The organism is Yoonia sp. I 8.24, from assembly GCF_022096995.1.
In the GTDB taxonomy this organism is placed as follows: domain Bacteria; phylum Pseudomonadota; class Alphaproteobacteria; order Rhodobacterales; family Rhodobacteraceae; genus Yoonia.
The window spans coordinates 174,021-196,700 of record NZ_JACXGQ010000007.1 but is presented as its reverse complement, the minus strand read 5'-3'; the positions used below and the strand labels follow the sequence as shown (position 1 = coordinate 196,700).

Annotated in this window: 20 protein-coding genes; 1 reads left to right on the top strand and 19 read right to left on the bottom strand. The window is 55.0% G+C overall.

What is annotated here, in order from left to right:
• Positions 1-161 precede the first annotated feature (161 nt).
• The 3 genes from Yoon_RS14855 to trpA form a co-directional block, all read right to left on the bottom strand.
• Complete coding sequence (locus tag Yoon_RS14855) at positions 162-389, bottom strand: hypothetical protein (protein WP_238113233.1); 228 nt, start codon at positions 387-389, stop codon at positions 162-164.
• Between the two features lie 173 nt (positions 390-562).
• Entirely contained in the window at positions 563-1,744 is a 1,182-nt protein-coding gene (locus Yoon_RS14850) for an alpha-hydroxy acid oxidase (RefSeq protein WP_238113232.1), read from the bottom strand.
• 167 nt (positions 1,745-1,911) lie between these two features.
• Positions 1,912-2,703: a tryptophan synthase subunit alpha gene (gene trpA, locus Yoon_RS14845; protein ID WP_238113231.1), complete on the bottom strand. Its 792-nt coding sequence runs from the start codon at positions 2,701-2,703 to the stop codon at positions 1,912-1,914.
• Between the two features lie 142 nt (positions 2,704-2,845).
• On the opposite strand from trpA, the gene ychF reads away from it, so the two are divergent.
• Positions 2,846-3,943 carry a redox-regulated ATPase YchF gene (gene ychF / locus Yoon_RS14840; RefSeq protein ID WP_238113230.1) on the top strand — a complete coding sequence of 366 codons (1,098 nt, stop codon included), beginning with the start codon at positions 2,846-2,848 and terminating at the stop codon, positions 3,941-3,943.
• 27 nt (positions 3,944-3,970) lie between these two features.
• On the opposite strand, the gene Yoon_RS14835 is transcribed toward ychF, so the two are convergent.
• From Yoon_RS14835 to Yoon_RS14760, 16 genes are all read right to left on the bottom strand, one after another.
• Complete coding sequence (locus Yoon_RS14835; protein WP_238113229.1) at positions 3,971-4,648, bottom strand: Crp/Fnr family transcriptional regulator; 678 nt, start codon at positions 4,646-4,648, stop codon at positions 3,971-3,973.
• A 254-nt stretch (positions 4,649-4,902) separates the two neighbouring features.
• Complete coding sequence (locus Yoon_RS14830; RefSeq protein WP_238113228.1) at positions 4,903-5,562, bottom strand: DUF4130 domain-containing protein; 660 nt, start codon at positions 5,560-5,562, stop codon at positions 4,903-4,905.
• Positions 5,563-5,642: 80 nt separating this feature from the next.
• On the bottom strand, positions 5,643-6,644 hold the full coding sequence (locus tag Yoon_RS14825) for a siroheme synthase (RefSeq protein ID WP_238113227.1): 1,002 nt from the start codon (positions 6,642-6,644) through the stop codon (positions 5,643-5,645).
• A gap of 1 nt (position 6,645) precedes the next feature.
• On the bottom strand, positions 6,646-7,581 hold the full coding sequence (locus tag Yoon_RS14820) for a glycosyl transferase family protein (protein ID WP_238113225.1): 936 nt from the start codon (positions 7,579-7,581) through the stop codon (positions 6,646-6,648).
• Positions 7,578-10,151 carry a nitrate reductase gene (locus Yoon_RS14815; RefSeq protein WP_238113224.1) on the bottom strand — a complete coding sequence of 858 codons (2,574 nt, stop codon included), beginning with the start codon at positions 10,149-10,151 and terminating at the stop codon, positions 7,578-7,580. Before Yoon_RS14815 ends, Yoon_RS14820 begins: the two co-directional genes overlap by 4 nt.
• Positions 10,148-10,486, bottom strand: coding sequence for a nitrite reductase (NAD(P)H) small subunit (locus tag Yoon_RS14810; RefSeq protein ID WP_238113223.1), 339 nt, complete (start codon positions 10,484-10,486; stop codon positions 10,148-10,150). The genes Yoon_RS14815 and Yoon_RS14810 overlap by 4 nt, the downstream gene beginning before the upstream one ends.
• A complete protein-coding gene (gene nirB, locus Yoon_RS14805) occupies positions 10,483-12,927 on the bottom strand; it encodes a nitrite reductase large subunit NirB (RefSeq protein ID WP_238113222.1) in 2,445 nt (814 codons plus the stop codon). The genes Yoon_RS14810 and nirB overlap by 4 nt, the downstream gene beginning before the upstream one ends.
• A 3-nt stretch (positions 12,928-12,930) precedes the next feature.
• Complete coding sequence (locus Yoon_RS14800) at positions 12,931-13,350, bottom strand: globin family protein (RefSeq protein ID WP_238113221.1); 420 nt, start codon at positions 13,348-13,350, stop codon at positions 12,931-12,933.
• A 3-nt stretch (positions 13,351-13,353) separates the two neighbouring features.
• Positions 13,354-15,030 carry an ABC transporter ATP-binding protein gene (locus tag Yoon_RS14795; RefSeq protein WP_238113220.1) on the bottom strand — a complete coding sequence of 559 codons (1,677 nt, stop codon included), beginning with the start codon at positions 15,028-15,030 and terminating at the stop codon, positions 13,354-13,356.
• Between the two features lie 4 nt (positions 15,031-15,034).
• Positions 15,035-16,108 carry an ABC transporter permease gene (locus Yoon_RS14790; protein WP_238113219.1) on the bottom strand — a complete coding sequence of 358 codons (1,074 nt, stop codon included), beginning with the start codon at positions 16,106-16,108 and terminating at the stop codon, positions 15,035-15,037.
• Between the two features lie 69 nt (positions 16,109-16,177).
• Positions 16,178-17,548 carry a CmpA/NrtA family ABC transporter substrate-binding protein gene (locus Yoon_RS14785; RefSeq protein ID WP_238113218.1) on the bottom strand — a complete coding sequence of 457 codons (1,371 nt, stop codon included), beginning with the start codon at positions 17,546-17,548 and terminating at the stop codon, positions 16,178-16,180.
• Between the two features lie 245 nt (positions 17,549-17,793).
• Positions 17,794-18,972, bottom strand: coding sequence for a CmpA/NrtA family ABC transporter substrate-binding protein (locus Yoon_RS14780; RefSeq protein ID WP_238113215.1), 1,179 nt, complete (start codon positions 18,970-18,972; stop codon positions 17,794-17,796).
• A complete protein-coding gene (locus Yoon_RS14775; RefSeq protein WP_238113213.1) occupies positions 18,969-19,553 on the bottom strand; it encodes an ANTAR domain-containing response regulator in 585 nt (194 codons plus the stop codon). The genes Yoon_RS14780 and Yoon_RS14775 overlap by 4 nt, the downstream gene beginning before the upstream one ends.
• 130 nt (positions 19,554-19,683) lie before the next feature.
• Positions 19,684-20,808: a hypothetical protein gene (locus tag Yoon_RS14770; protein ID WP_238113211.1), complete on the bottom strand. Its 1,125-nt coding sequence runs from the start codon at positions 20,806-20,808 to the stop codon at positions 19,684-19,686.
• Positions 20,805-21,617 carry a glycosyltransferase family 25 protein gene (locus Yoon_RS14765; protein WP_238113209.1) on the bottom strand — a complete coding sequence of 271 codons (813 nt, stop codon included), beginning with the start codon at positions 21,615-21,617 and terminating at the stop codon, positions 20,805-20,807. The genes Yoon_RS14770 and Yoon_RS14765 overlap by 4 nt, the downstream gene beginning before the upstream one ends.
• On the bottom strand, positions 21,607-22,638 hold the full coding sequence (locus tag Yoon_RS14760) for an N-acetylneuraminate synthase family protein (protein ID WP_238113206.1): 1,032 nt from the start codon (positions 22,636-22,638) through the stop codon (positions 21,607-21,609). Before Yoon_RS14760 ends, Yoon_RS14765 begins: the two co-directional genes overlap by 11 nt.
• Between the last annotated feature and the right edge of the window lie 42 nt (positions 22,639-22,680).

The following is a 22,680-nucleotide window of genomic DNA, read 5'->3' as shown; positions in this document are numbered from 1 at the left end:
GCCGTTGCAGCGGCGAGAGTAGTTGTGAAACGCATTTTGGTTCTCCGAAATATATGTGGTTGTGTATTTGAGCTTTAAAAATTTATATTAACACGCAGATCGTCACCATACTAGTAGATCGTGCGGCCCGCAGCAAAAGTGTCGCTGCAGGCCAATAGTGCTTAGATAGGTGCGACGTCTTCTTCGTCATCGTCGTCATCAAGCTGTGACGCGATCAGCAGCGCAGCTAGAACACCCAAAACGATGTAAGCAGGTTTAACAGAAGATGTTGCTGGCTCTTCCATCACTTCGACAGGTTCGATGATGACAGGTGCAACGCCGCCAGCAAAGGCAGTTGTTGATGTCAGGGCAATTGCCGTCGCAGCGGCGAGAGTAGTTGTGAAACGCATTTTGGTTCTCCTAGTTGGTCTCAAATCTATACGAGTGCAGTTACGGCGCAGCGCCGCGTGATCCGCATTCAGCGATAGCTTTAATTTGCTGACAGTACAGGTCAACGTTTTCGTGAAGATCGCGACGATTATTTTGACAATGTTGCGAAAAAGCAGGTGTTTTTGCGCCAAATCTACGGCTGGTCAGGCTGGCTTTGCCAGTTCCCTTCGAAATCCTGAGGGACAAGGAGCACATCAGAATCAAGTGACTTGGCGTCACGCCGTCCGCACAGCGCCATTGTCAAGTCCAGCTCTTTGTGAATCACTTCTAGCGCCTTTGTCACCCCTAATTCACCCATGGCGCCAAGCCCATAAACAAAGGCGCGCCCGATGTAGACACCTTTTGCCCCAAGTGCGAGCGCCTTCAGGACGTCTTGGCCAGACCGGATGCCGCTGTCCATGTGAACTTCGACCTGACCCCCGACGGCGGCAACAATCGACGGCAACATACGAATGGCAGACAGCGCGCCGTCCAATTGGCGACCCCCGTGGTTGCTGACGATAATCGCGTCGGCGCCAATTTTGACGGCTTGTTTGGCATCTTCGACGTCCAGAATGCCTTTGAGGATCAGCTTGCCGCCCCATTTCTCTTTCAGTTTCGCGATCATATCCCAGTCAAGCTTGGGTTCGAACTGTTCCGAGGTCCAAGAGGCAAGGCTGCTGGTGTCGCCAACGTTTTTGGCGTGTCCGACGATATTGCCAAAGCTGCGGCGTTTTGTTTGCAGCATGCCTAAGCCCCAGCGCCATTTTGTCGAAAGGTCGATCATTGTGGGGATCGTCAGTTTCGGCGGGGCCGTAAGGCCGTTTTTCAGGTCTTTATGCCGTTGCCCAAGGATTTGCAGATCAAGCGTCAGGACAAGCGCTGAACAGCCTGCATTCTTGGCGCGGGCAATGATGTTGTCGACGAATTCTTCGTCTTGCATGACGTAAAGCTGAAACCAGAACGGGTTTTTGGTGTTTTCCGCCACGTCTTCGATCGAACAAATCGACATGGTCGAAAGGGTGAAGGGCACCCCAAATTTCTCTGCGGCCTTTGCGGCCTTAATTTCTCCATCTGCGCATTGCATCCCGGTCAGCCCGACGGGCGCAAGCGCCACGGGCATCGCCACATCCTGCCCAATCATCTGCGATTTGGTAGTGCGGTTTGACATATCCACGGCCACACGTTGGCGCAGACGAATTTGGTCAAAATCAGAGGTATTTTCGCGAAATGTCTGTTCGGTCCAACTGCCGCTTTCCGCGTAATCATAAAACATCTTCGGCGCGCGGCGTTTATGCAGACGCTTAAGATCGTCGATTGTGGTGATGACAGGCATGTCAGGAATCCTCAAATTGGTTAGGTCTTGTTACCAATATTGAGAATGCAAGGCAATATACACCGATACTGCTGCGACAAAATGTAGACGGCAGTATGTTAAAAACAATCGCGCGCCCGAAGCGGGCGCGCGTGAATTTTACTTTATCTTTAACTGCGCGCGGGAGATCATCCTCGGTGTGTGCCATCCGCCAAGGATTTCACGAACGCCAGCACGTCGGCGGTGCTTTCGCCTTTGCCGATTTTATCGACAATGGCGGAGCCGACCACGGCGCCGTCGGCAATCTGCGCGATGCCTTCGGCGGCTTCGGGTGTTTTGATCCCGAAACCAACGATCACGGGCAGGTCGGTTTTGGCTTTGATCCGTGCGACCTCTGGGGCGACATGGTCCGGTTGGGCCTCGGCGGTGCCGGTGATGCCATTCACGGAAACATAATAGACAAAGCCAGAGGTGTTTTGCAGCACTTTGGGCAGGCGCTTATCGTCGGTTGTTGGGGTCGCGAGGCGGATAAAGTTGATGCCTGCGGCTTGGGCTGGGATGCACAGTTCTTCGTCTTCTTCGGGCGGCAGATCCACGATGATCAACCCGTCGATGCCAGCCGCAACCGCATCTGTCAAAAACTGATCGACGCCGCGTGAATAGATCGGGTTATAATAGCCCATCATCACAATCGGAGTGGTGTCGTCACCTTTGCGGAAATCACGGGCATATTGCAGCGTTTTCTCGAGCGTCTGCCCCGCCTCTAGTGCGCGTTGGCCTGCAAGCTGAATCGTCGCGCCGTCAGCCATTGGGTCCGTAAACGGCACACCCAGTTCGATAATATCGACGCCCGCGTCAGGTAGGCCATTGACGATTTCAAGCCCTTTGTCGTAATCGGGATCACCCGCCATGACATAGGCGACAAATGCCTTTTTACCCTCAGTACGCAATTGCGCGAATTTTGCGTCGATTCTGCTCATGATCGTCCCCGAATATCTTCTTAGGCATGGTTTGCGCGAAGAAATGCGGAAAATCAATGGGGCGCAGGCAATTGCAACCTGTTTATCTTGCACCAGAGCCATTCCCCCCCTAGAAGCCCAAGGAGTTTCAAGGAGAGCTGACATGGGTTTCAAAATGGGTATCGTGGGTTTGCCAAATGTAGGCAAATCAACCCTTTTCAATGCGCTGACCAAAACGGCTGCGGCGCAGGCGGCGAACTTTCCGTTTTGTACGATTGAACCCAATGTTGGTGACGTGGGCGTGCCTGACGCGCGGCTTGATAAATTGGCCGCCATCGCAGGTTCAAAGCAGATCATCCCAACACGGATGACCTTTGTTGATATTGCAGGTCTGGTCAAAGGCGCATCAAAAGGCGAAGGGCTGGGGAACCAATTCCTTGCCAATATCCGCGAATGCGACGCCATCGCCCATGTGCTGCGCTGTTTCGAAGATGACGACATCACCCATGTCGATGGGCGCGTTGACCCGGTCGAAGACGCGCAGGTTATTGAAACTGAATTGATGCTGTCTGATCTTGAAAGCATCGAGAAACGTCTGCAAAACCTTGTACGCAAGGTAAAGGGCGGCGACAAAGACGCGGTGCAGCAGGTGCGTTTGCTTGAAGCCGCACAAGCCGCGCTTGAAGACGGGCAGCCCGCGCGCACCGTGGACGTTGATGAAGAAGACGCGAAAGCATGGAAATTGCTGCAATTGCTGACCACGAAGCCAGTTCTGTACGTTTGTAACGTCGAAGAAGACAGCGCCGGAGAAGGCAATAGCCAATCTGCGCGCGTCGCTGAAATGGCCGCCGCCCAAGGCAATTCTCACGTTGTGATCTCGGCCCGTATTGAGGAAGAAATCAGCCAGCTTGAGGCCGATGAAGCGGAAATGTTCTTGGGTGAAATGGGGCTAGAGGAAGCCGGGCTCGATCGTTTGATCCGGGCGGGCTATGAACTGCTGCATCTGCAAACCTATTTCACCGTTGGCCCGAAAGAGGCCCGCGCTTGGACCATCAAAGAAGGCACATCCGCGCCGCAGGCGGCTGGTGTCATTCACGGCGATTTTGAACGCGGATTTATCCGAGCGGAAACCATTGGCTATGATGATTTTGTCTCTTTGGGTGGTGAACAAGCCGCAAAAGAAGGTGGTAAAATGCGTGCTGAAGGCAAAGCGTATATCGTCAAAGATGGCGATGTGATGCATTTCTTGTTTAACACCTAAAGGCGCTTTGTTCCTGGACCTTAGCGATTACTTGTTTGGGTCCAGATCGTCCATCCGCTTGACCAAGGCATCATGGTCAAGCACGCTAATAATACCTTTGGTCACATCGACAATGCCAAGGTCGCGCAGCCGTCCCAGCTCTTTGTTGACGGTTTGGCGCGAACAGCCGACGGCATTGGCCAGATAAGACTGGCTTTGCATGAATTTAAAGTTTTGTGACGATAGGTATTCGAGGTAGAGGCAAATTTTTTGTTCAGCCGTGTAAAACTGGTCGGCGGATTTGAACATGTTGTCGCGGGTCATGATGTCATGGGTTGCGGCGGCGGTGTTGCGAATAAAAACAGGCGATTTCAACTGTTCATACAAGAGCGCTGTCGGGCAGAACAAGACTGTTGAATTCGCAAAAGCAACACATGTCGCGGCGCAAGGCCGATCTGCGATGGCTTCAACCACACCAAGCGTTTCATTGGGGCCAGCATGATAGATGATAGATTTATGGCCATCTTTACTTAGAAAACTCACCTCAACTGACCCGGTGGCCACAAGGAACATGCCGACCGTATATTCCGACTGCGTGAGCAGGGGGGTATCTTTGCCCAATACGCGGAGAGCACAAGCGTCGAGAAATTCGGTCTTCTTGTCGTCAGAAAGGTCGCGCAGCAAGCCGCAATCGAGCAAATGCGGAAACCGGACAGAGTTTTTCATGCGGCAGGCCTTCACTTGAAAACTAAGCAATAGATTCGCGTGAAGAAATGATAGCGCCGCCTAGCCCCTATAAACAGGGCTAAGGCGGCAGTTGCTTCCAAACAACGGAAGTTAAGTAAATTTTAACTCGTTACACGGGGGTAATATACGATTGTTTTCGATGGTCACGTTGTCGTGTAGGAGACAGTTTCATGATTTTCTTTACCGGAACGTCAACTAAATCGGGTGATTTCGCGACGCGCTCCGATGGGTGTTCACGTACGGGGGGCTTGAATTTCCCCAGATGGGTTAAACAAATCCCCAAGATAATGATCCATCTGCATCTTGCCGCGCGGCAAGTCCGGTTTGGGCTGGCCCGGATGAAAGCTAAGATTGCCATCGATGAACTGCGCTGTCACGTCTGGCGTCGTGATCATCCAATCCAGCTGCGGCAATCGCCTGGCAAAAAAAGGTGCACAGGGTTCAACAACATGATGCGTAGGCGTGTACCACGCGGCAAAGCTATGACGTGCACCGCCTTGGCGCAGGTCCCGAAAACTGATGGATTTTTGCATCTTTGCTTGGGCGCGCAGCACATCGTCCTCGTATGCGCGCAGCGCGATAACATCGGGGTCCATGTTTTCATTCATCAGATTCGGCGCGGCCCGCAACCGCCAAAGCAGCGCGTAAAGCCGTGTAAAACGGTCATCGGCTTTGTGCCAGATCACGGATTGCACGAGGCGCAGAAAACTATGCGGGGCTTGCACCCGGCGTTTGGGGGTAGGTAAATTCGTTGCACTATCCAATAGCGGCGCAAACGCACCCGAAAAATCCCACAAGATTTCATGTGGCGGAATGCCCGCGCCCATCAGGCGTTTGGCTGCATCGCGCCATGCGATGTCCGTTCCTATTTGAGGTAAAGGGATCGTAAACATGAACGCGACTCGGCTGCTGTTTTGTTCATGATATGTTCTCACTTGCAGTGGCGCAAGCCTTGGATCGTTCAAATGCTCAATTACAGGGATCGCGCTAGGCGCGCTGGTTTGGCCTGCACACCGGGGACAATCTCAAACGCGATATCGGCCGCTTGGAGGGCTGTGGTTTCTAAATGATGCGCCGCGCTTAGTCTGACGGTGCGTTTGCCTTGGCGCGCGGCTGCGATCAATAACCCTGCACCCTTTTGCGCGGGCCAGTCCCCCGCCTGATCAAGGTTAACGCGTTCAGCGTCGCGTCGCGCAAGTTCAAGGATCTGCGGGTCAACTGATTGGTCGTAAAAGATCACATCCGCTTCTTGTAGGCGTTGCACGCCGCGCAGGGTCATCAGGTCTTTGGCCCCCGGACCAGCACCCACAAAGGCGACAGGCGCCGTATCAGAGGAGCCAAAATCACCGCTAGAAATTGCGTCTTTGATCAATTGCGCAGCTTCGCGTTCGGCCCCGCGCTTGTGCGCGTCGCGGGCTGGGCCATTGAATACCCACCGCCACAGGTCGCGCCGTTGTCGTGGCTGCAACCGTTGCGCTGCACTGTCGCGTAGCCGCCCGACGACAGCGGCAAGATCGCCCAGACGTGGTTCTAATATTTCTTCCATGCGGGTTTTTATCTGGCGGGCCAAAACCGGTGCGGTGCCTTCGGTGCCAATGGCCACAACCACGGGTGAACGGTCAACGATCGACGGCGTGATCGCGTCGCACAGGTCCGGGCGGTCAACGACATTTACGGTGCAACCCGCTTCTTTGGCCAATGCGTGCAGGGCGGAGTCCACGCCGGGACAACCCGTCGCGATGAATACCAAGGCTGTATCCGCAAATTGTGCAGGCGTGATCGGTGAATTGTTCCAGCTGATTTTGCCTGCCGCATGAAGGTCAGCCAGTTCTGGGTCCAGCGCCGGGGCAAGCACGCTGATTTGCGCTTCGGTTTTTAGGATCAACCGACATTTTTGCGCGGCCTGTTCGCCACCGCCTGCGATGACCACGCGGCGGCCTGTCATTGTCAAAAACATCGGGAAAGTTTTCATCATGCTATCCTTTGCGGGCGTCCCAAAGTGCGGCTGCCATTTCGTCGGCTTGTGCAATTGTCTCTGCGGCTCCCAAGGTCCAGAGCGCGATACCTGTTGTCCCGATTACAGTGGCTTCGGCGAAGGGGTCGCTTTGGGTGCCATCCCAGAGGTGCAAGACATCAACTTGGGCGGTGGGTTCATTCATGCGGCGGGTGTCGTCGCGCAGGGCTGGCGCGTCGGTTTGATGGTGGTCGCCCGCGTGTAGTCCGAACACTTGTACGGATTTGGCTGGGTTGCGTTCAAATTCGCCGCCACCGCCTTTGATCACCGTCAGGTCAGATTGTCCTAACAGGGCTGCTGCTTGGGCTTGCAGACCACGGTAGGACGGGTGAAACACGCCTTGCACGGTGGCGCGGGCACCCGTCGGGTTCCACATGCGCAATACTGTGTTGACGCAAGACCGCAGACCAAATGTGTCGCGCAGGCGTAAGATCTCAAAGGCCTCGGGCGCGTGTGTTTCGACGGGCAGATAGGTGATCGGGGCGTCATTGGCGTCGACGGGAATGTCCAAAGCATGAAGCGTATCACGCACCGATGCGCCCGTGCTTTGATGTGAATTCCAGCCGTGTAGCACGGTGCGATAGCCCGCTTGTGCGACCAGCTTTGCCGCTAACAAAAACAGCGGTGCGCCACGCGTGCGCCCGGCTGCATAGGACGGCCAATCAAGGTCCGCTGACATAGGGGCCGGGGATTTTTCGCGCAAAGCTGCGGTAAACCCTGCGATTTCTTCGGGGACCTCGCCGCGCACGCGCAAGACCATCAATAGCGCGCCTAAGGCTTCGGGTTCGGCTGTTCCCGCCAGCATCACATGCATGGCGGCTTTTGCTTCGTCCAAGGTTAATGGGCGCGCGCGGCCAGCGCCACGTGCAACAATTTGGACGAAGGGGGTGAGTGTCATTCAGCCGCCACCGGAACTTGGAACTGCCCGATAAGTGCGGCCAATTCGGGTTTGCAAGACCCGCAGTTGGTGCCAGCGCAAGTGGCTTCGCCCAATGCGGTGACGCTTGTGGCACCTTGGCCAATCGCGTCTCGCAATGTGTTTACGCCGACATTGAAACAGGCGCAAACCGTCGCCCCCGGATCGGGCATATCAGCGGACACGCGGCCCGCAAGCGCCGCAAGCCCTGCGACGTCCGATCCAATCAGTGTCGCTGCATGTTGGCGGGCCACCACGACGGGGGTGGCGCTTGCGAAAAAGAGCGCGGTGATCTTATTGCCTTCAATGATCGCGACGCGCACATCGCCGGTTGCCGCATCATGCATCACCGCGGCGTCACCGCCTTCGGTCGCAGTTATATTCCGGGCTTCTAGTTCCCAATCGCTTGGGGTTTTCATACCCGCAACTTCGGCCTGCCAGCCCGTGCTGGTTTTGGCGATCGCGTGATAGGGGCGGCTGGGCGTCATCGTCGTCGCGCTGACTGCAAAGCCGTACCATGCGACGTTACATTTACTCGCATCGACTTGACTGCTTTTGGTGGCGGGTTGGCCTGAAACCGGGTCGACCTTGGTCGCAACTGCGCTGTTCACCGTACCAGATGCCGCTTGTTGCCGCGTCCAATGCAGCGGGACAAATAGGTTCCCGGGGGCTACATTTGTAGTGATGAGCGCGCGAAAAATACCGTTGCCTTTGGGCCCATAGAGGCTGATCAGCTCGGCGGTTTCCACATCCATCGCGGCGGCGTCATCAGGGTGAATTTCAACGTAAGGCTCTGCCAAATGCGCGCCCAAACGCGCGGATTTTCCAGTGCGTGTCATCGTGTGCCATTGGTCGCGATTGCGTCCGGTGTTAAGCGTAAATGTCCCGGCTTCCAATATCGGCGGCGTGGTGGCGATCATCCGGGCTTTGCCGTCGGGATGGTAAAACGCCCCATCCGCAAAGAACCGCTGTTTGCCATCTACAGGCCATTGCACAGGCGCGAATGCTTCATAGTCGACGCCTTCAAGTGCCGCGAGATCAAGGTCTTTGCCGAATTCTTGGCTTAGTTTGGTTGTCGCAACATATTCCGCGAAAACGTCGCCTGCGGTTTCAAAATCGAACCCGTCAAAGCCCATGCGTTGCGCCACGTCGCAGATGATTTTCCAATCGGGGCGGGCGGAAGCAGGGGCGGGCAGGAACGCGCGTTGGCGCGAAATACGCCGTTCAGAATTCGTGACAGTGCCGTTCTTTTCGCCCCAGCCCGTTGCAGGCAGCAGAACATCAGCCAAATCGCCTGTATCCGTGCGTTCCATGATGTCGGTGACCACGGTAAACGGAACATTCTTGATCGCGGCGGCCACACCATCTGCGTCAGGCAGGCTGACGGCAGGATTGGTCGAAATGATCCAAAGTGCCTTGATCGTCCCATCTGCACAGGCCTGAAACAGATCAACGGCTTTCAGCCCAGGCTGGGTGCACATTGTCGGGCTGTTCCATACGGTTTGCACGGCATCACGATGATCGGGGTTTTCAATATTAAGGTGATTGGCCAACATATTGGCGAGCCCGCCGACCTCGCGCCCGCCCATCGCGTTGGGTTGCCCGGTCACAGAAAACGGCCCCATGCCCGGCTTGCCGACACGGCCCGTGGCAAGGTGGCAGTTGATGATCGCATTGACCTTATCACTACCAGAAGCAGATTGGTTGACGCCTTGTGAATAGACGGTGACGACCTTTTGCGTCCCGGCCCATAGCGTGTAGAACTGCGCAATCTCATCTGCTGTTAAACCTGCGAGCGTGGGGTCGCCTTCCGCTGCTGCAAGCGCTGCGTCGAGCCCGTTCACATGGGCGTCGATATACGAATGGTCGAGCGCGTCATTGGCCGCCAGATGCCGTAGCAAGCCGTTGAACAGGGCAACATCGCCATCCGTTTGGATTTGCAGATGCATGTCCGCCAGATCGCTGGTCGCCGTGATGCGTGGATCGATGTTGACGATGCGCATTGCAGGGCGCGCTTCTTTTGCGGCGGCGATACGCTGGAACAAGACCGGATGACACCAGGCTAGGTTCGATCCGACCAGAACGATCAGGTCTGCTTCTTCAAGGTCTTCATAGGTGCCGGGAACCGTGTCGGTGCCAAATGCGCGTTTGTGTCCTGCAACGGATGACGCCATGCATAGGCGCGAATTGGTGTCGATATTGGCCGAGCCGATGTAGCCTTTCATCAGCTTATTCGCGACATAGTAGTCTTCGGTCAGAAGCTGGCCGGATACGTAAAACGCGACGCTATTAGGACCATGGTCACGGATAGCTGCACCAAACCGGCTTGCAACCAAGTCAATTGCGTCATTCCAACCAGCTTGAGAGCCAAAGATTTGCGGTGCAAGAAGGCGACCGTCAAGATCAATGGTCTCACCCAGAGCGGATCCCTTAGAGCACAGCCGCCCATAGTTGGCAGGGTGATCAGGATCACCTTTGATCGTGCCGTCTGCAGATGCGATCACGCCACAGCCCACCCCACAATAGGGGCAGGTTGTTTTTACGCCTGTCATTCTGCGGCCACTTGATTTGCGATTGCGGCGTTGGACAGCAAAATGCGTCCATCTTCGATCTTAAGAACATAAGTGGTCACGCGGCCTTCGTCGGCACCTTGTGCTTCGCCTGTTGCCAGATCAAACACCCAGTTGCGCATTGGGTCGGTGACCATTTCACCGTGTTGAATGCCGTTGGACAATGGGCCCGCTTTGTCTTCAAGATAGTCGTCAACCGCATAGTAATTCCCAGACGCGGTGCGGAAAATCGCGATGTCGCCCTGCGCGGTCCGTACAAGACGCGCGCCTTGTACGGGAATGTCCGTGATGCTTCCGATATCAATGAAATCCGTCATTCTGCAGCTACCTTTGTAAAGTCAGCAAGCGGGGTGAATTCATGCGAATCCACGCCTTTGCGTGCGCGTTCTGCCCATGGGTCGACTTGATAGAATTTTTGCGAATAGCGGAACCGTTCGGCCAATGCCGCACGATTTTCGAGGTCTTCCACCACCTGTTCTTTGACCCAGTCCAGCCCCACTTTGGCGATCCATTTATAGGGGCGGTGCAGGTATTGTGCGCCTTCACGGTAAAGCTGGTAGAATGCACAAGACACATCGATTGCCTCTTGTTCAGTCGCGACAGTGACCAGCAATTCGGCCTCCAGCAGGTCAAGCCCTGCGGCCCCGCCGACAAGGATCTGATAGCCGCTGTCGACGCAGATGATCCCAAGGTCCTTGCAGGTGCTTTCTGCGCAATTGCGCGGGCACCCAGACACAGCCAGCTTAAATTTATGCGGCGACCAAGCGCCCCACATCTCAGATTCGATCTTGATCCCAAGACCTGTTGAATCTTGCGTGCCAAAGCGACAGTGATCGCTGCCGACACAGGTTTTCACTGTGCGCAGCCCTTTGGCGTAAGCTTGACCAGATATCATGCCAGCTTCGCCCAGATCGTACCAAATTGCGGGCAGGTCTTCTTTTTTGATGCCGAGCAAGTCGATCCGTTGCCCACCTGTGACTTTGACGGTGGGGACGTTGAATTTATCGGCAGCATCGGCGATCGCACGCAGCTCATCTGGCGTTGTGATCCCGCCAAGCATCCGTGGGACCACGGAATATGTGCCGTCTTTTTGGATATTGGCGTGCACGCGCTCGTTGATGAAGCGTGATTTGCCGTCGTCGACTTCTTCTCCGGGCCACGCACAGACAAGATAATAGTTGAGCGCTGGGCGGCACACGTGGCAACCGCCGGGGGAATTCCAGTCCAACTCTTGCATCACTTGCGGGATGGATTTTAGGCTTTTGGCGACAATCAATTTGCGGACGTCGTCGTGTGACAAATCCGTACACTTACAGACGGTTTCCTTTTCAGGCATTTTGAAATCGTCGCCCAGCGTGATCCCCAAGACTTGGGTCACTAGGCCCACGCATGACCCGCAGGATGATCCTGCCTTTGAGGTGGCTTTTACCGCGTCAAGCGTATCTGCGCCGGCGTTGATCGCCGCAACGATTTGACCTTTGGAAATGCCGTTGCAGCCACAGATTTCTGCGTCATCCGGTAAGGCTGCAACGGCTGCTAACGGGTCCATGGGGGTTCCCCCTTGGTATGCTGGGCCAAAGATCAGCGTTTCGCGCATTTCGGCAATATCTGTGCCGTCTTTGATCATGCCAAAGAACCAGTTGCTATCGGCGGTATCGCCGTACATCACCGCGCCGATGATCTTGTTGTCCTGAAGCACAAGGCGGCGATAAACACCGCGCGCAGGGTCACGGAATACGATGTCTTCGCGGTCTTCGCCTTCGGCAAAATCGCCTGCGCTGAACAGATCACAGCCTGTGACCTTTAGCTTGGTCGAAATTTCCTTTTGCACAAATGTCGCGGGTTCATCGAGCAATGTCTTAGCCGCAACTTTGGCTTGGTCATAAAGCGGGGCGACGAGCCCAAAGATCGCGCCATCATGTTCGACACATTCGCCAACCGCCAAAATATCAGGGTCAGACGTCAGCATTTGGTCGTCAACATGGATGCCTTTGCCAACGGCTAACCCGATGTCTTGGGCAAGCTTGACATTGGGGCGGATCCCAACGGCCATGACCAGCAGGTCACATGGCAGTTCAGTCCCGTCATCCAATTGCAAGGCGCGCACCTTGCCATTTTCGCCAAGGATTTGCTTAGAATTCGCCTGACAGCGGACTGTGATGCCTTTATCGACAAGCGCCTTGCGCAAAAGATACCCGGCGGCTTCGTCCAATTGGCGTTCCATGAGATGTCCCATGATATGCACGACCGTGACATCAACACCGCGCGCCGCCATACCTGCGGCGGCTTCCAGCCCCAGCAGGCCACCACCGATGACGACAACCTTGTTGCTGTCATCCATCGACATCATCAGTTCTGTGTCTTCAAGATCGCGGTAGGCAATCACGCCGTCCAGATCATGACCCGGCATCGGGATGATGAAAGGGTTTGACCCGGTACCAAACATCAGCTTGTCATAGGGCAATTCATCACCGTTTTCGGCGACGACAACCTTGCGGGCGCGGTCAACACTTGCGACGCGTTCGCCAAAGCGGCAGGTGACGCCGTTTTCCTCATACCATTCGGCAGAGTGGGTGACGATTTCGGCGTAAGTCTTATCGCCCGACAGAACGGGGGACAGCATGATGCGGTTATAGTTGCCGCGCGGCTCTGCGTTGAACAGGGTCACGTCATAGGCATCTGGATCAGTCTCGATCAGTTGTTCAAGTGCGCGGCCTGTGGCCATGCCCGCACCGATGATGATGATTTTTTGTGTCATTTTCTACTCCGCAGCGGGTTTATACGCTGCATTGACCATCACGCCCGCAAGCGTGGTATATGCTGCTGTCCAAGCCTCTTCGACTTCGGCGGTGAAGTCGTCTCCTAGCCCAGCGTTGAGTGTGTAAAGCAACGATGCCCCCACGGTGTCGTAATGTTCGGCTTTGACGCCGTAATCGATGTGCTTCACGGCCAAGGCCTCGGCAACAGGGATGATTTTATCCAGATCGCGCAGCCCGTTCACGACCGTGCCCATCATTGCCATCAGCTTTGAACCTTGCTCTGCAATATCGCCTTTGAACATTGGGCGGACTTGCGGTGCGACTTCGAACAAGCGAGTGTAAAAAATATCTGCGGCGGCGTCTTTGATTGGAACAACCTTTGCAAAACTATTCTGGACAAGTGTGATCTGGCTCTCGTTCATGGCTTACTCCGCTGCTATCGATTGTGGCTTTGGTTTTGGCTTGGCCCCGTGTTCGTATTCTTCGAGGAAATCCAAGACCTCTTGGCGGTAGTTGTAGTAATCTGGGTGCTGCAACAGTGCCTTGCGCGTGCGCGGGCGCGGGAGGTTCACATCCGTGATTTTGCCGATGGTGGCCTGTGGCCCGTTGGTCATCATGACCACGCGATCGGCCAGCAAGATCGCCTCGTCGACATCATGGGTCACACAGATCGCGGTCACTTTGGTGCGTGACCAGACCTCCATCAGGACCTCTTGCAGTTCCCAGCGTGTGAGGCTGTCGAGCATGCCGAACGGCTCATCCAGCAGCAGCAATTTGGGTGAAAGCGCAAAGGCACGTGCGATGCCAACCCGCTGCTTCATGCCGTTAGACATACTGGCGGCTGATTTATCCATGCTGTCGGCAAGGCCAACGCGTTCGAGATAATACTCGATTACATCTTGGCGTTCTGCTTGGGATGCTTTGGGGTAAACCTTATCGACCCCAATCGCGACATTTTCTTTGGCAGAGAGCCATGGGAACAAGTTGGGCGATTGGAACACTACCGCACGTTCGGGATCGGCGCCTTGTACATCCCACCCGTCAAGGCGGATTGCCCCCTTTGAGATCGGGTTCAGCCCCGCTGCCATTGTCAGCACGGTTGATTTGCCGCAGCCCGAATGTCCGATGAGACTGATAAATTCGCCCTTGTTGACCTTAAGGTTAAAGTCTTCGACGACCGTCAATGGCCCTTTGGGGGTCGGGTAAACTTTGTGCAGACCTGAGAAGGTCAAAAACCCTTCGTCGCGCGCAGTTTCTTGGGCTTTGGCGACAGCGGCTGGCAGCCCGTGAATTGGGGTCACATCGGGCAATAGGCGTGTGCCTTCGACCTTGGATGCGATGCCCTTGTCCATCAGATATTTGGTGACATCCGCACGCAGGGTTTTGAAGCCGTCGTGGTTGTTCATTTCCGTCCGGTCGCGTGGACGGGGAATGTCGACACTGAATTCATCACCAAGCGTGCCATCTGGGTTCAACGCGATGATACGGTCAGCCAGAATAATGGCCTCGTCCACGTCATTGGTGATTAGAACACAGGTCTTTTTGTCGGCTTCCCAGATGTGTTCGATTTCATCGGCCAGATTGGCACGCGTGAGGGCGTCCAACGCTGAAAGCGGCTCATCCAGCAGCAAGACTTCGGGGTTCATCGCCAATGCGCGGGCCACGTTGACCCGTTGACGCATCCCGCCGGACAGTTCCGCCGGGCGGCGCGTCATGGCATGGCCGAGACCAACCATTTTCACGAAATGGGCGACTTTTTCGGCTTTTTCGGCCTTTGGCATGTGCGGGAACACGCTATCCAGCGCCAGTTGCACATTGCCTGCGACCGTGAGCCACGGCATCAGTGAATAGTTTTGGAAAATCACACCGCGTTCAGGGCCGGGGCCAGTGATTTCCGCATCCTTAAACGTGACCTTGCCTGATGACGGCTTTTCCAAGCCGGCCAAAAGGTTGATCAATGTTGTTTTGCCAGTACCCGAGAAGCCAAGGAGAACAAGGAACTCGCCCTCTTTGACTTCAAGGTTGATGTTTTTCAACACGTCCGCCTTGTGCAGGCCTTCGCCATAGCTTTTGGTGACGTTTTCGAGTTTGAGAATGCTCATGATGTTACCGCTGCTCTGTGAATGTGAACATGGATTGCAGGGCATACATCACCCGGTCGAGCATAAAGCCGATGATCCCGATGGTCAGAACCGCAACCATGATTTTAGCCAGCGATTGTGAGGACCCGTTTTGGAATTCATCCCAAACGAATTTGCCAAGCCCGGGGTTCTGCGCCAGCATTTCCGCGGCGATCAGCACCATCCAGCCCACACCCAGCGACAAGCGAAGACCGGTAAAGATCAGTGGCAGCGCCGATGGCAACACCAGTTTGGTGATTTTGGTATATGTGTTCATTTTCAGAACTTTGGACACAGAAACGAGATCTTTATCGATGCTTGCAACACCCAGCGCCGTGTTGATCAGGGTTGGCCAAAGCGAACAAAGGGTCACCGTAATCGCGGACACCAAGAATGATTTGGAGAACATGCCGTCGTTGGTCGCGTAAACGGCTGACACAACCATGGTTACGATTGGCAGCCAAGCAAGTGGTGAGACGGGTTTGAAAATTTGGATCATCGGGTTGATGGCCGCGTTTGCCGTGGGGCTCAGGCCCGCCATGATTCCTAATGGAATGGCAAAGAACGAGGCGATCAAGAACCCAAAGAACACCGTTTTGATCGACGTCCAGATTTGATCGTAATATGTTGGCTTACCTGTGTAAGGGCGATCACGCACCTTGTCCAAATCGCCGTTGGCAACATGTTCGGCGTTGCGTGCGTCTTGACGTTCGTAAAAGGCGACCTCTTTTTCGCCTTCGCGGATTGCATCAGCATGTAGATTACCGACTTGTTCCCAAACTTGGGCAGGGCCGGGGATCGCACCAAGCGAGGTTTGTACTTTGGGGGCCAAGGTGCCCCAAGCGATCAAGAAAACACCAATCGCAAGGATTGGCACGCCGAGCAAGCGCCAAATTTCAGACATTTGCGCGCGCGGGTTGTCGCCTGCAATTGCCTTAAGAATAGGGGTCATCCATGACAGGCCCAGAACTTGGAACCATGCGTCTGCCTTGTTGATCCGCGTAAACAGCCGGGCGCGGCGTGCTTCGGCGTTTAGTTCGGTCGGGTCGATTGCGGTCATGATGCTGTTGTCCTGTGGTCTGTAAGGGCACGATGGTGTCTGGCCCCGCGTGGGGCCAGACGTGTTCAATTACTCTTGGATTTCGCTATCCACGATGATTTGGCTGCCTTTCAGGCCGATTGGCAGGCTGTCCAGATATGCGTTTGGTGTGCGACCGTCGTAAGGGATACCATCGATGATATCTTCGGCAGGGGTCGGGGCCTTAAAGCCATCGCTGTCCCATGGGAAATCGGCCTCGTTTGCCATGCCTTCGTCGACCAGCATACGTGCGGCTTCAAGATAGATGTCCGGACGGTAAACGCTTTCGGCTGTTTCAAAGAACCACTCATCAGTCTGTGGTTCTGCAATTTGACCCCAACGGCGCATCTGTGTCAGGTACCAGATCGCATCTGAATAGAACGGGTAGGTCGCGTTGTAGCGGAAGAACACGTTAAAATCGGGGACTTCGCGAATGTCACCTTTTTCGTATTCGAACGTACCCGTCATAGAGTTGGCGATGACTTCGGCATCCGCACCCACATATTCAGAACGCGCCAAAATCTCCACGGCTTCTTCGCGGTTGGCGTTGTCGTTTTCATCCAGCCATATCGCCGCGCGGATCAGCGCTTTGGTCAATGCGATGGTGGTGTTTGGGTTTTCTTCGGCGAATTCAGCAGAGATCCCGAAAACTTTCTCGGGGTTGTTGCGCCAAAGTTCGTAGTCCGTGATGACCGGAACACCAATGCCTTTGAACACGGCCGCTTGGTTCCATGGTTCACCCACGCAATATCCAAAGATTGTGCCCGCTTCCAATGTGGCTGGCATCTGCGGAGGAGGGGTCACAGAAAGCAGAACGTCAGCACCAATTTGACCGCTAATGTCATCGGGTGAATAGTAACCCGGCTCTAGGCCGCCTGCGGCAAGCCAGTAACGCAATTCGTAGTTATGCGTGGATACAGGGAAAACCATACCCATGTTGAATGGGATACCTTGGTCTTTGTAGTCTTCGACAACAGGGGCCATTGCGGCAGCGCTGATTGGGTGCTGCGGACGACCGTCTTCCATCAGTGGGACGTTCGGTTTCATCTGCTCCCAAACTTCGTTGGAAACGGTGATACCGTTGCCGTTCAAGTCCATAGAGAATGGCGTGATGATGTGGGCTTCGGTGCCGTAACCGATTGTCGCTGCCAGTGGCTGACCTGCCAGCATGTGCGCGCCGTCAAGCTGGCCGTCGATGACGCCATCCAGCAGCACTTTCCAGTTCGCTTGCGCTTCGAGCGTCACGAACAGGCCTTCATCTTCGAAATACCCGTTTTCATAGGCCACGGCCAACGGCGCCATATCTGTCAGCTTAATAAAGCCAAATGTCAGGTCCTCTTTTTCGAGGTCGAGCGATTGCGCCATCGCCGTTGTGCTCAAAAGAACGCTGGTCGTCAGCGCAAATGGAAGGGTTTTTAGCATGTTGCTGTCCTTATAGGTCATGGTCAAAAACGAAAAAAGCCGCTCGAAACCAGCGCGCAGGGAGGAGTGCGCAGAAGTTTCGAGCGGCTTTGCTCAGGTCGTGTAACCCCGGTCGATGGGGATTTCGAAAAGACGCCATTGTCTTTGTTAAATATAGTCATGACTGGAAGCGCGCAGAGTTCAAGCTGCGTTGCAGCACCGGATTTGGAAAATATGCTGCGATACAGCAATTGCTTAATTATTGGTCAATCTGACATATCAAAGTCGAATATTGCGCCATCAAAAAATGCATCCGGACCGAGAATCATTTGGCCTTTGGTGGATGCCACAGCCGTCGGATCGCGCAATGCGCCTTCGATTTTCGCTGAGGCCCCGGGCATATCAACGCCAAGTGTTTCCAGATTTGCGCGGAATAGATCGCTACGAAAGCTTGCCGACCCACGCTGTACGGCATCTTGAATATTCAGGCCGGACCAAGCTGCTATGCGCTCGCTGATCCACGCCGCTTGGCTGCGCCAAGGGAAGTTGCCTGCATTGTTGTTGAAGAACAAGAAATGCGCAGGGGTGATCGGCGCGGCCCCTTTGCGCGGCACAATTTGCCCCGATATCGCGGGGTCGATTGCCTCGTGTGGCAAATCAATGTGCTGGCTGCGGGCAAGAATTTCGACGGCGAGTGGTTTGTTGCGCGGCTGGTCAAGCCATTGCGTCGCTCTGTAGATCGCACGCATCATCCGGCGGCAGGTGTCGGGGTTGGCGTCAATCCAGGCGCGTGTCGCGCCCAGTACTTTTTCAGGTGCAAATTGCCAGATTGCCGACCCGGGCAGGATCAATTCCGCGACCTCTTGCTGTACCGCAGCGGTGCCCCACGGCTCGCCGACGCAAAACATATCCAGCGTGCCATCAGCCATGGCCGCTGCCATGCGCGGCGGCGGCACAGTGATGATCTCAACGCGATTGCTGCGAAACGATGGGTGCGCGGATAGCCAATGTTCGATCAGCATGCGGTGCATCGAAAACGGGAAAGGCGTGCCGATCCTGATATGCGTACGGCCCGTTGCAAATAATGCAGTGGCGGCTTTGGCGGGGTTGGTGAAGTCGGCGGTCCAGCCGGTGCTTTCCATATCGCGCGCGAGGCTATTGGACACGCCGATGACGGTGCCATTGACCGATAGGACCATCAGTGCATCAACCGTGGTTGGCAACCCGCTTTGCCCCAATGTCATCGCGATGGGCATCGGCGACAGCATATGCGCGGCATCAATTTGCCCCAGTGCCAGCAGGTCACGTAGCGCGGCCCAAGACGGTTGTTTGACCAATTGCAGGTCGACACCTTCGTCACGCGCGAAGTTCAGCTCGCGTGCGATGATCAGCGGAGCGGCGTCGGCAAGGGGAAGAAACCCGCATTTGACTGTCTGTACCGTCATCCGAGCAAATCCGCCGCTGTGACTAGTGCTTGGGCAACATCAATGACCTTGCGGCCTTGGTCCATCGCGGTTTTGCGCAGCAGCCCATAGGCACTATCTTCGTCAATGCCGCGCGCTGTCATCAAAAGACCCTTGGCGCGGTCAATGGTTTTGCGGTCGGTCAGCGCCTGTTTCGCGGCGTCCAGTTCAAGGCGCATCTGCTCTACCATCTTGAACCGGGCAATTGCGGTTTCAAGGACGGGTTTGATACGTTTCTTTTGCAGACCATCCACAACATAGGCGCTAAGTCCTGCGGTGATGGCTGCTTGCGTCAAGTCAGAATCAGAGCGGTCGACGAACATCGCCACTGGGCGCGACTGCGCGTGTGAAACCTGCCCAATATGTTCGAGCGTGTCGCGATCCGGATGTGCCAGATCGATCAACACAATGTCGGGGTCAATTTCCTTAAGCTTTGGCGCCAACGCAGAGATTTCAGCGACAATATAGACGCTGCCCCAGCCGCCATCTTTAAGCGCATCAATGATGTCCTGCGCGCGCGCGGCATCTGGTTCAACGACAAGAATTTTGAGCGCGGCATCCATGCTTTCGCGCTATCAGCCGAAAATTTGGGACATAAGACCTGTCAGTCAATTTGGGGCGAGTGGCTTCGTTAAACCGATATTGCGATGATAATTTAGACGATATGCCCAGAAAGTGAGCGAAAAATATTTATCACAGCTCGACCTCTGGCGGAAACGTCGCGGACATGAAATCCTGCGTTTTGGGGTCCACTGCCATATCTGTTTGGCCCTTCGCGCTACGATCTGATTTCCACGACGTACTAATTTGTCTGCAGTGAAAAAACTGGAAACGATTGGACGGCCGAAAGATGTGTCTGTTGATCGCCTCTAGACTATGCACGCCCCACGTCATGCGGCCAAATAGGCTGTTTGGGACAATACAATATTTGCTGGCGCATTTGGTGCCCTCAGGCTTTGCCCAAATATGATCAGCGTGCCGGACTGGCGCGTCAGATGTTTGGGCATAGCGCCAAACCCCTTGAAAGCTCTTGTATTTGAGTTGTGATGCGACTGTCGCGTCGAATATGCTTTCAGTTCCGGCAGGCTGCACCAATTCATCGACATCACACACAAGCACTGCGCGGGCTTGTTCAAAAAAACGGTCGCGGGTCAAGTTCAGCAAGGCGGGTTGCAAGAATTTTGTTGCCCCCGTGCCGGCCCCATTCTGGTGGTGTGCGCCATGAGAGAGTGGTGCGTCCAAGACATCGGCGACCTTAAGGTTTGGAATGCTTGCAAGGACCTGTCTCAGCGCTTCGCTTGTATAGGCGGTGCTGCCGTTATTGGTCACAAGAATGGCGTCGACACCGTGGTTGCGCTGATGTGCGCAGCCCCAATCATAGACCCATTGCAAATCATCGTTTTTGATCTGTGTATAAAGCACGTTACACCCGGCATAGCGCGCAGGATCTGACAATCGGACGGGCACATGCAAGAGGGTGCTGCCTGAAGTGATCGTGATATCTCCCGCAGGGGAATCCACATAGAGATCCAGCACATCATGCTTAAGGTTTTGTTTAAGCTTCTTGCGTCTGATCTGCTGGCCGTTGATGGTAAAATCGGCGCTAAGCAACCTTTTCTTAAAACCCAACAGTTTGGGCATGGTCAGCCGAACGATACCACGTGACCCAATTCCGAAGCAGTCGTAAATGAGCGTGTCATTGTCATAGTTGTCCCAAAACGCAGCGCTTTTGGGCTTTGTTGCGCGGGGCAGGCCGCGTGTACCAAAGTCCGCCGGTGCCGTGACTGTTGCAAGCGCATGTACGGTGCTATCGGTCATTTCGGCTGATTATCTAGCGGAAGCGGCCATCGTGTCGGCCAGATGCGTCCTTTTTTTATCAGCCACCAGATGCGTCTGAAATAGTTCGCAGCTTTGAGCCGATAATGCGGCAAACGCCGGTACCATTTGAATTTCTTGACCAATCCAAAATGCGCCCCGGTGATCGAACTCACATCGCCGTCGTCGACATGGCTTGAAAACGGCTCTAATCCCATCTGTCGAAAATCATGTTTGAAAAACCGGTTTAGTTCGTGGTCAAACGCGCGGGTTTGGGGCCAGAGGTTTGGCAGCAACCGTTTGGCAACGTCCTTGTGCAGCAGATAGGTCGCGTTCCCGGTGAAGGGCCCGACATAGGCATTAAGCGTATAGGCCCCAATTTTGCCTTGGCTGATTGGCATCTTCGCGCGGATACAGTTAAACCGCACGGTGTCCCAATGGGCAGCCCCCGCAAGCGCGAGATCAAGGCTTTCAAGGAAGTCATCATGAAAGACAACGTCGTCTTCTAAGATCAGGGCAACCTTATAGTCAGAGGCTACGAAGTCTTCCCAGACGGCAATGTGACTGGCGTAGCAGCCCATCTTCCCCGGCAATATCGGGCTGCCCATGTTGCGGGCATAGGCGCCCGCATCGGCACGCTTGGACAGGGTTTCAACATGGTCTTTGCCGTAAATCGCGGGGAACCGCGTATAGGACAGACCCATTGCGTCAAGCTGCGTCACCATATCGGCCAGCCGATCAGTATCGCGATCAAGGTTGATCAGCCAAATGCCAACATCGGCACGGGTCAGGGAGGGCGTGCTATTGGTCAAAATCGGCCCACTTGAGCTGGGTGTTGCGGGTCACCGCATGGGTCAGTGTTTTGCCGATCACTTTGTCAAAGTCATAGCCTGCGATTTCACCAGATCCGGGGCGGCGCGCCCAAATGTCGGCCTCGGTGATCATGTGACCTGCGGGCAGATCACGGTCGGCGACGACACTGGCACGGGCAAAGCGGTAGACGTCTTCCTCGGCTGCGGTGCGCTGTTTGGGGTTGCGCAGGGCGGTGTGAATTTCGCGCGACCGGTCGATAATATGGCGCAGCTCTGACGGGTCCATCGAATTAATGATGTCAGGGCCAATGCGATAGCGGCTGTCGGTATAGTGACGTTCTAAGATACATGCGCCCAGCGCCACAGAGGCCAACGCCATTTCAGGGCCAATTGAGTGATCTGAAAACCCAACCACGGCGTTCGGAAAGGCATCTTTTAGGTCAGTGACCCCTTGTAAGGACACGATTTCAGGCGGTGACGGGTAAAGGTTGGTACATTCGAGCAGCGCATATTCGATCCCGGCATCCTCAAGAATTTGCACAGAGGCGCGCACAGATTCGATGCTTTGCATCCCAGTCGACATGATCACGGGTTTACCCATCCGCGCGATATGGCGGATCAGGGGAAGATTGTCAGCTTCTCCCGATCCGATCTTAAAGGCGGGTACATCAAGATCATAAAGGAAATCTGCGGCGGCCCTGCTGAATGGCGTTGAAATCCAGATCATGCCAAGGCTTTCGGTGTATTCTTTCAGCGCCTTTTCATCCTCAAGCGATAGCGCACAGGCCGCCATCACATCCCAAATCGACACATCGGCATTTGGGGGGAAGATTTGCTTGGCCTCTTCGGTCATCTCATCTTCGATAATATGGGTCTGGTGTTTCACCACCTCACATCCAGAAGCAGCGGCAAGACGCACCATTTCCTTGGCGACAGACAGATCGCCGCCGTGGTTAATTCCGATCTCTGCAATCACCAGTGGCGGGTGCTCTGGTCCAATTTTGCGGCCTGCGATGTCCAACGGTTCTCTCCTACGCGGTGGTATTGCCCCGGTTCTATGGGT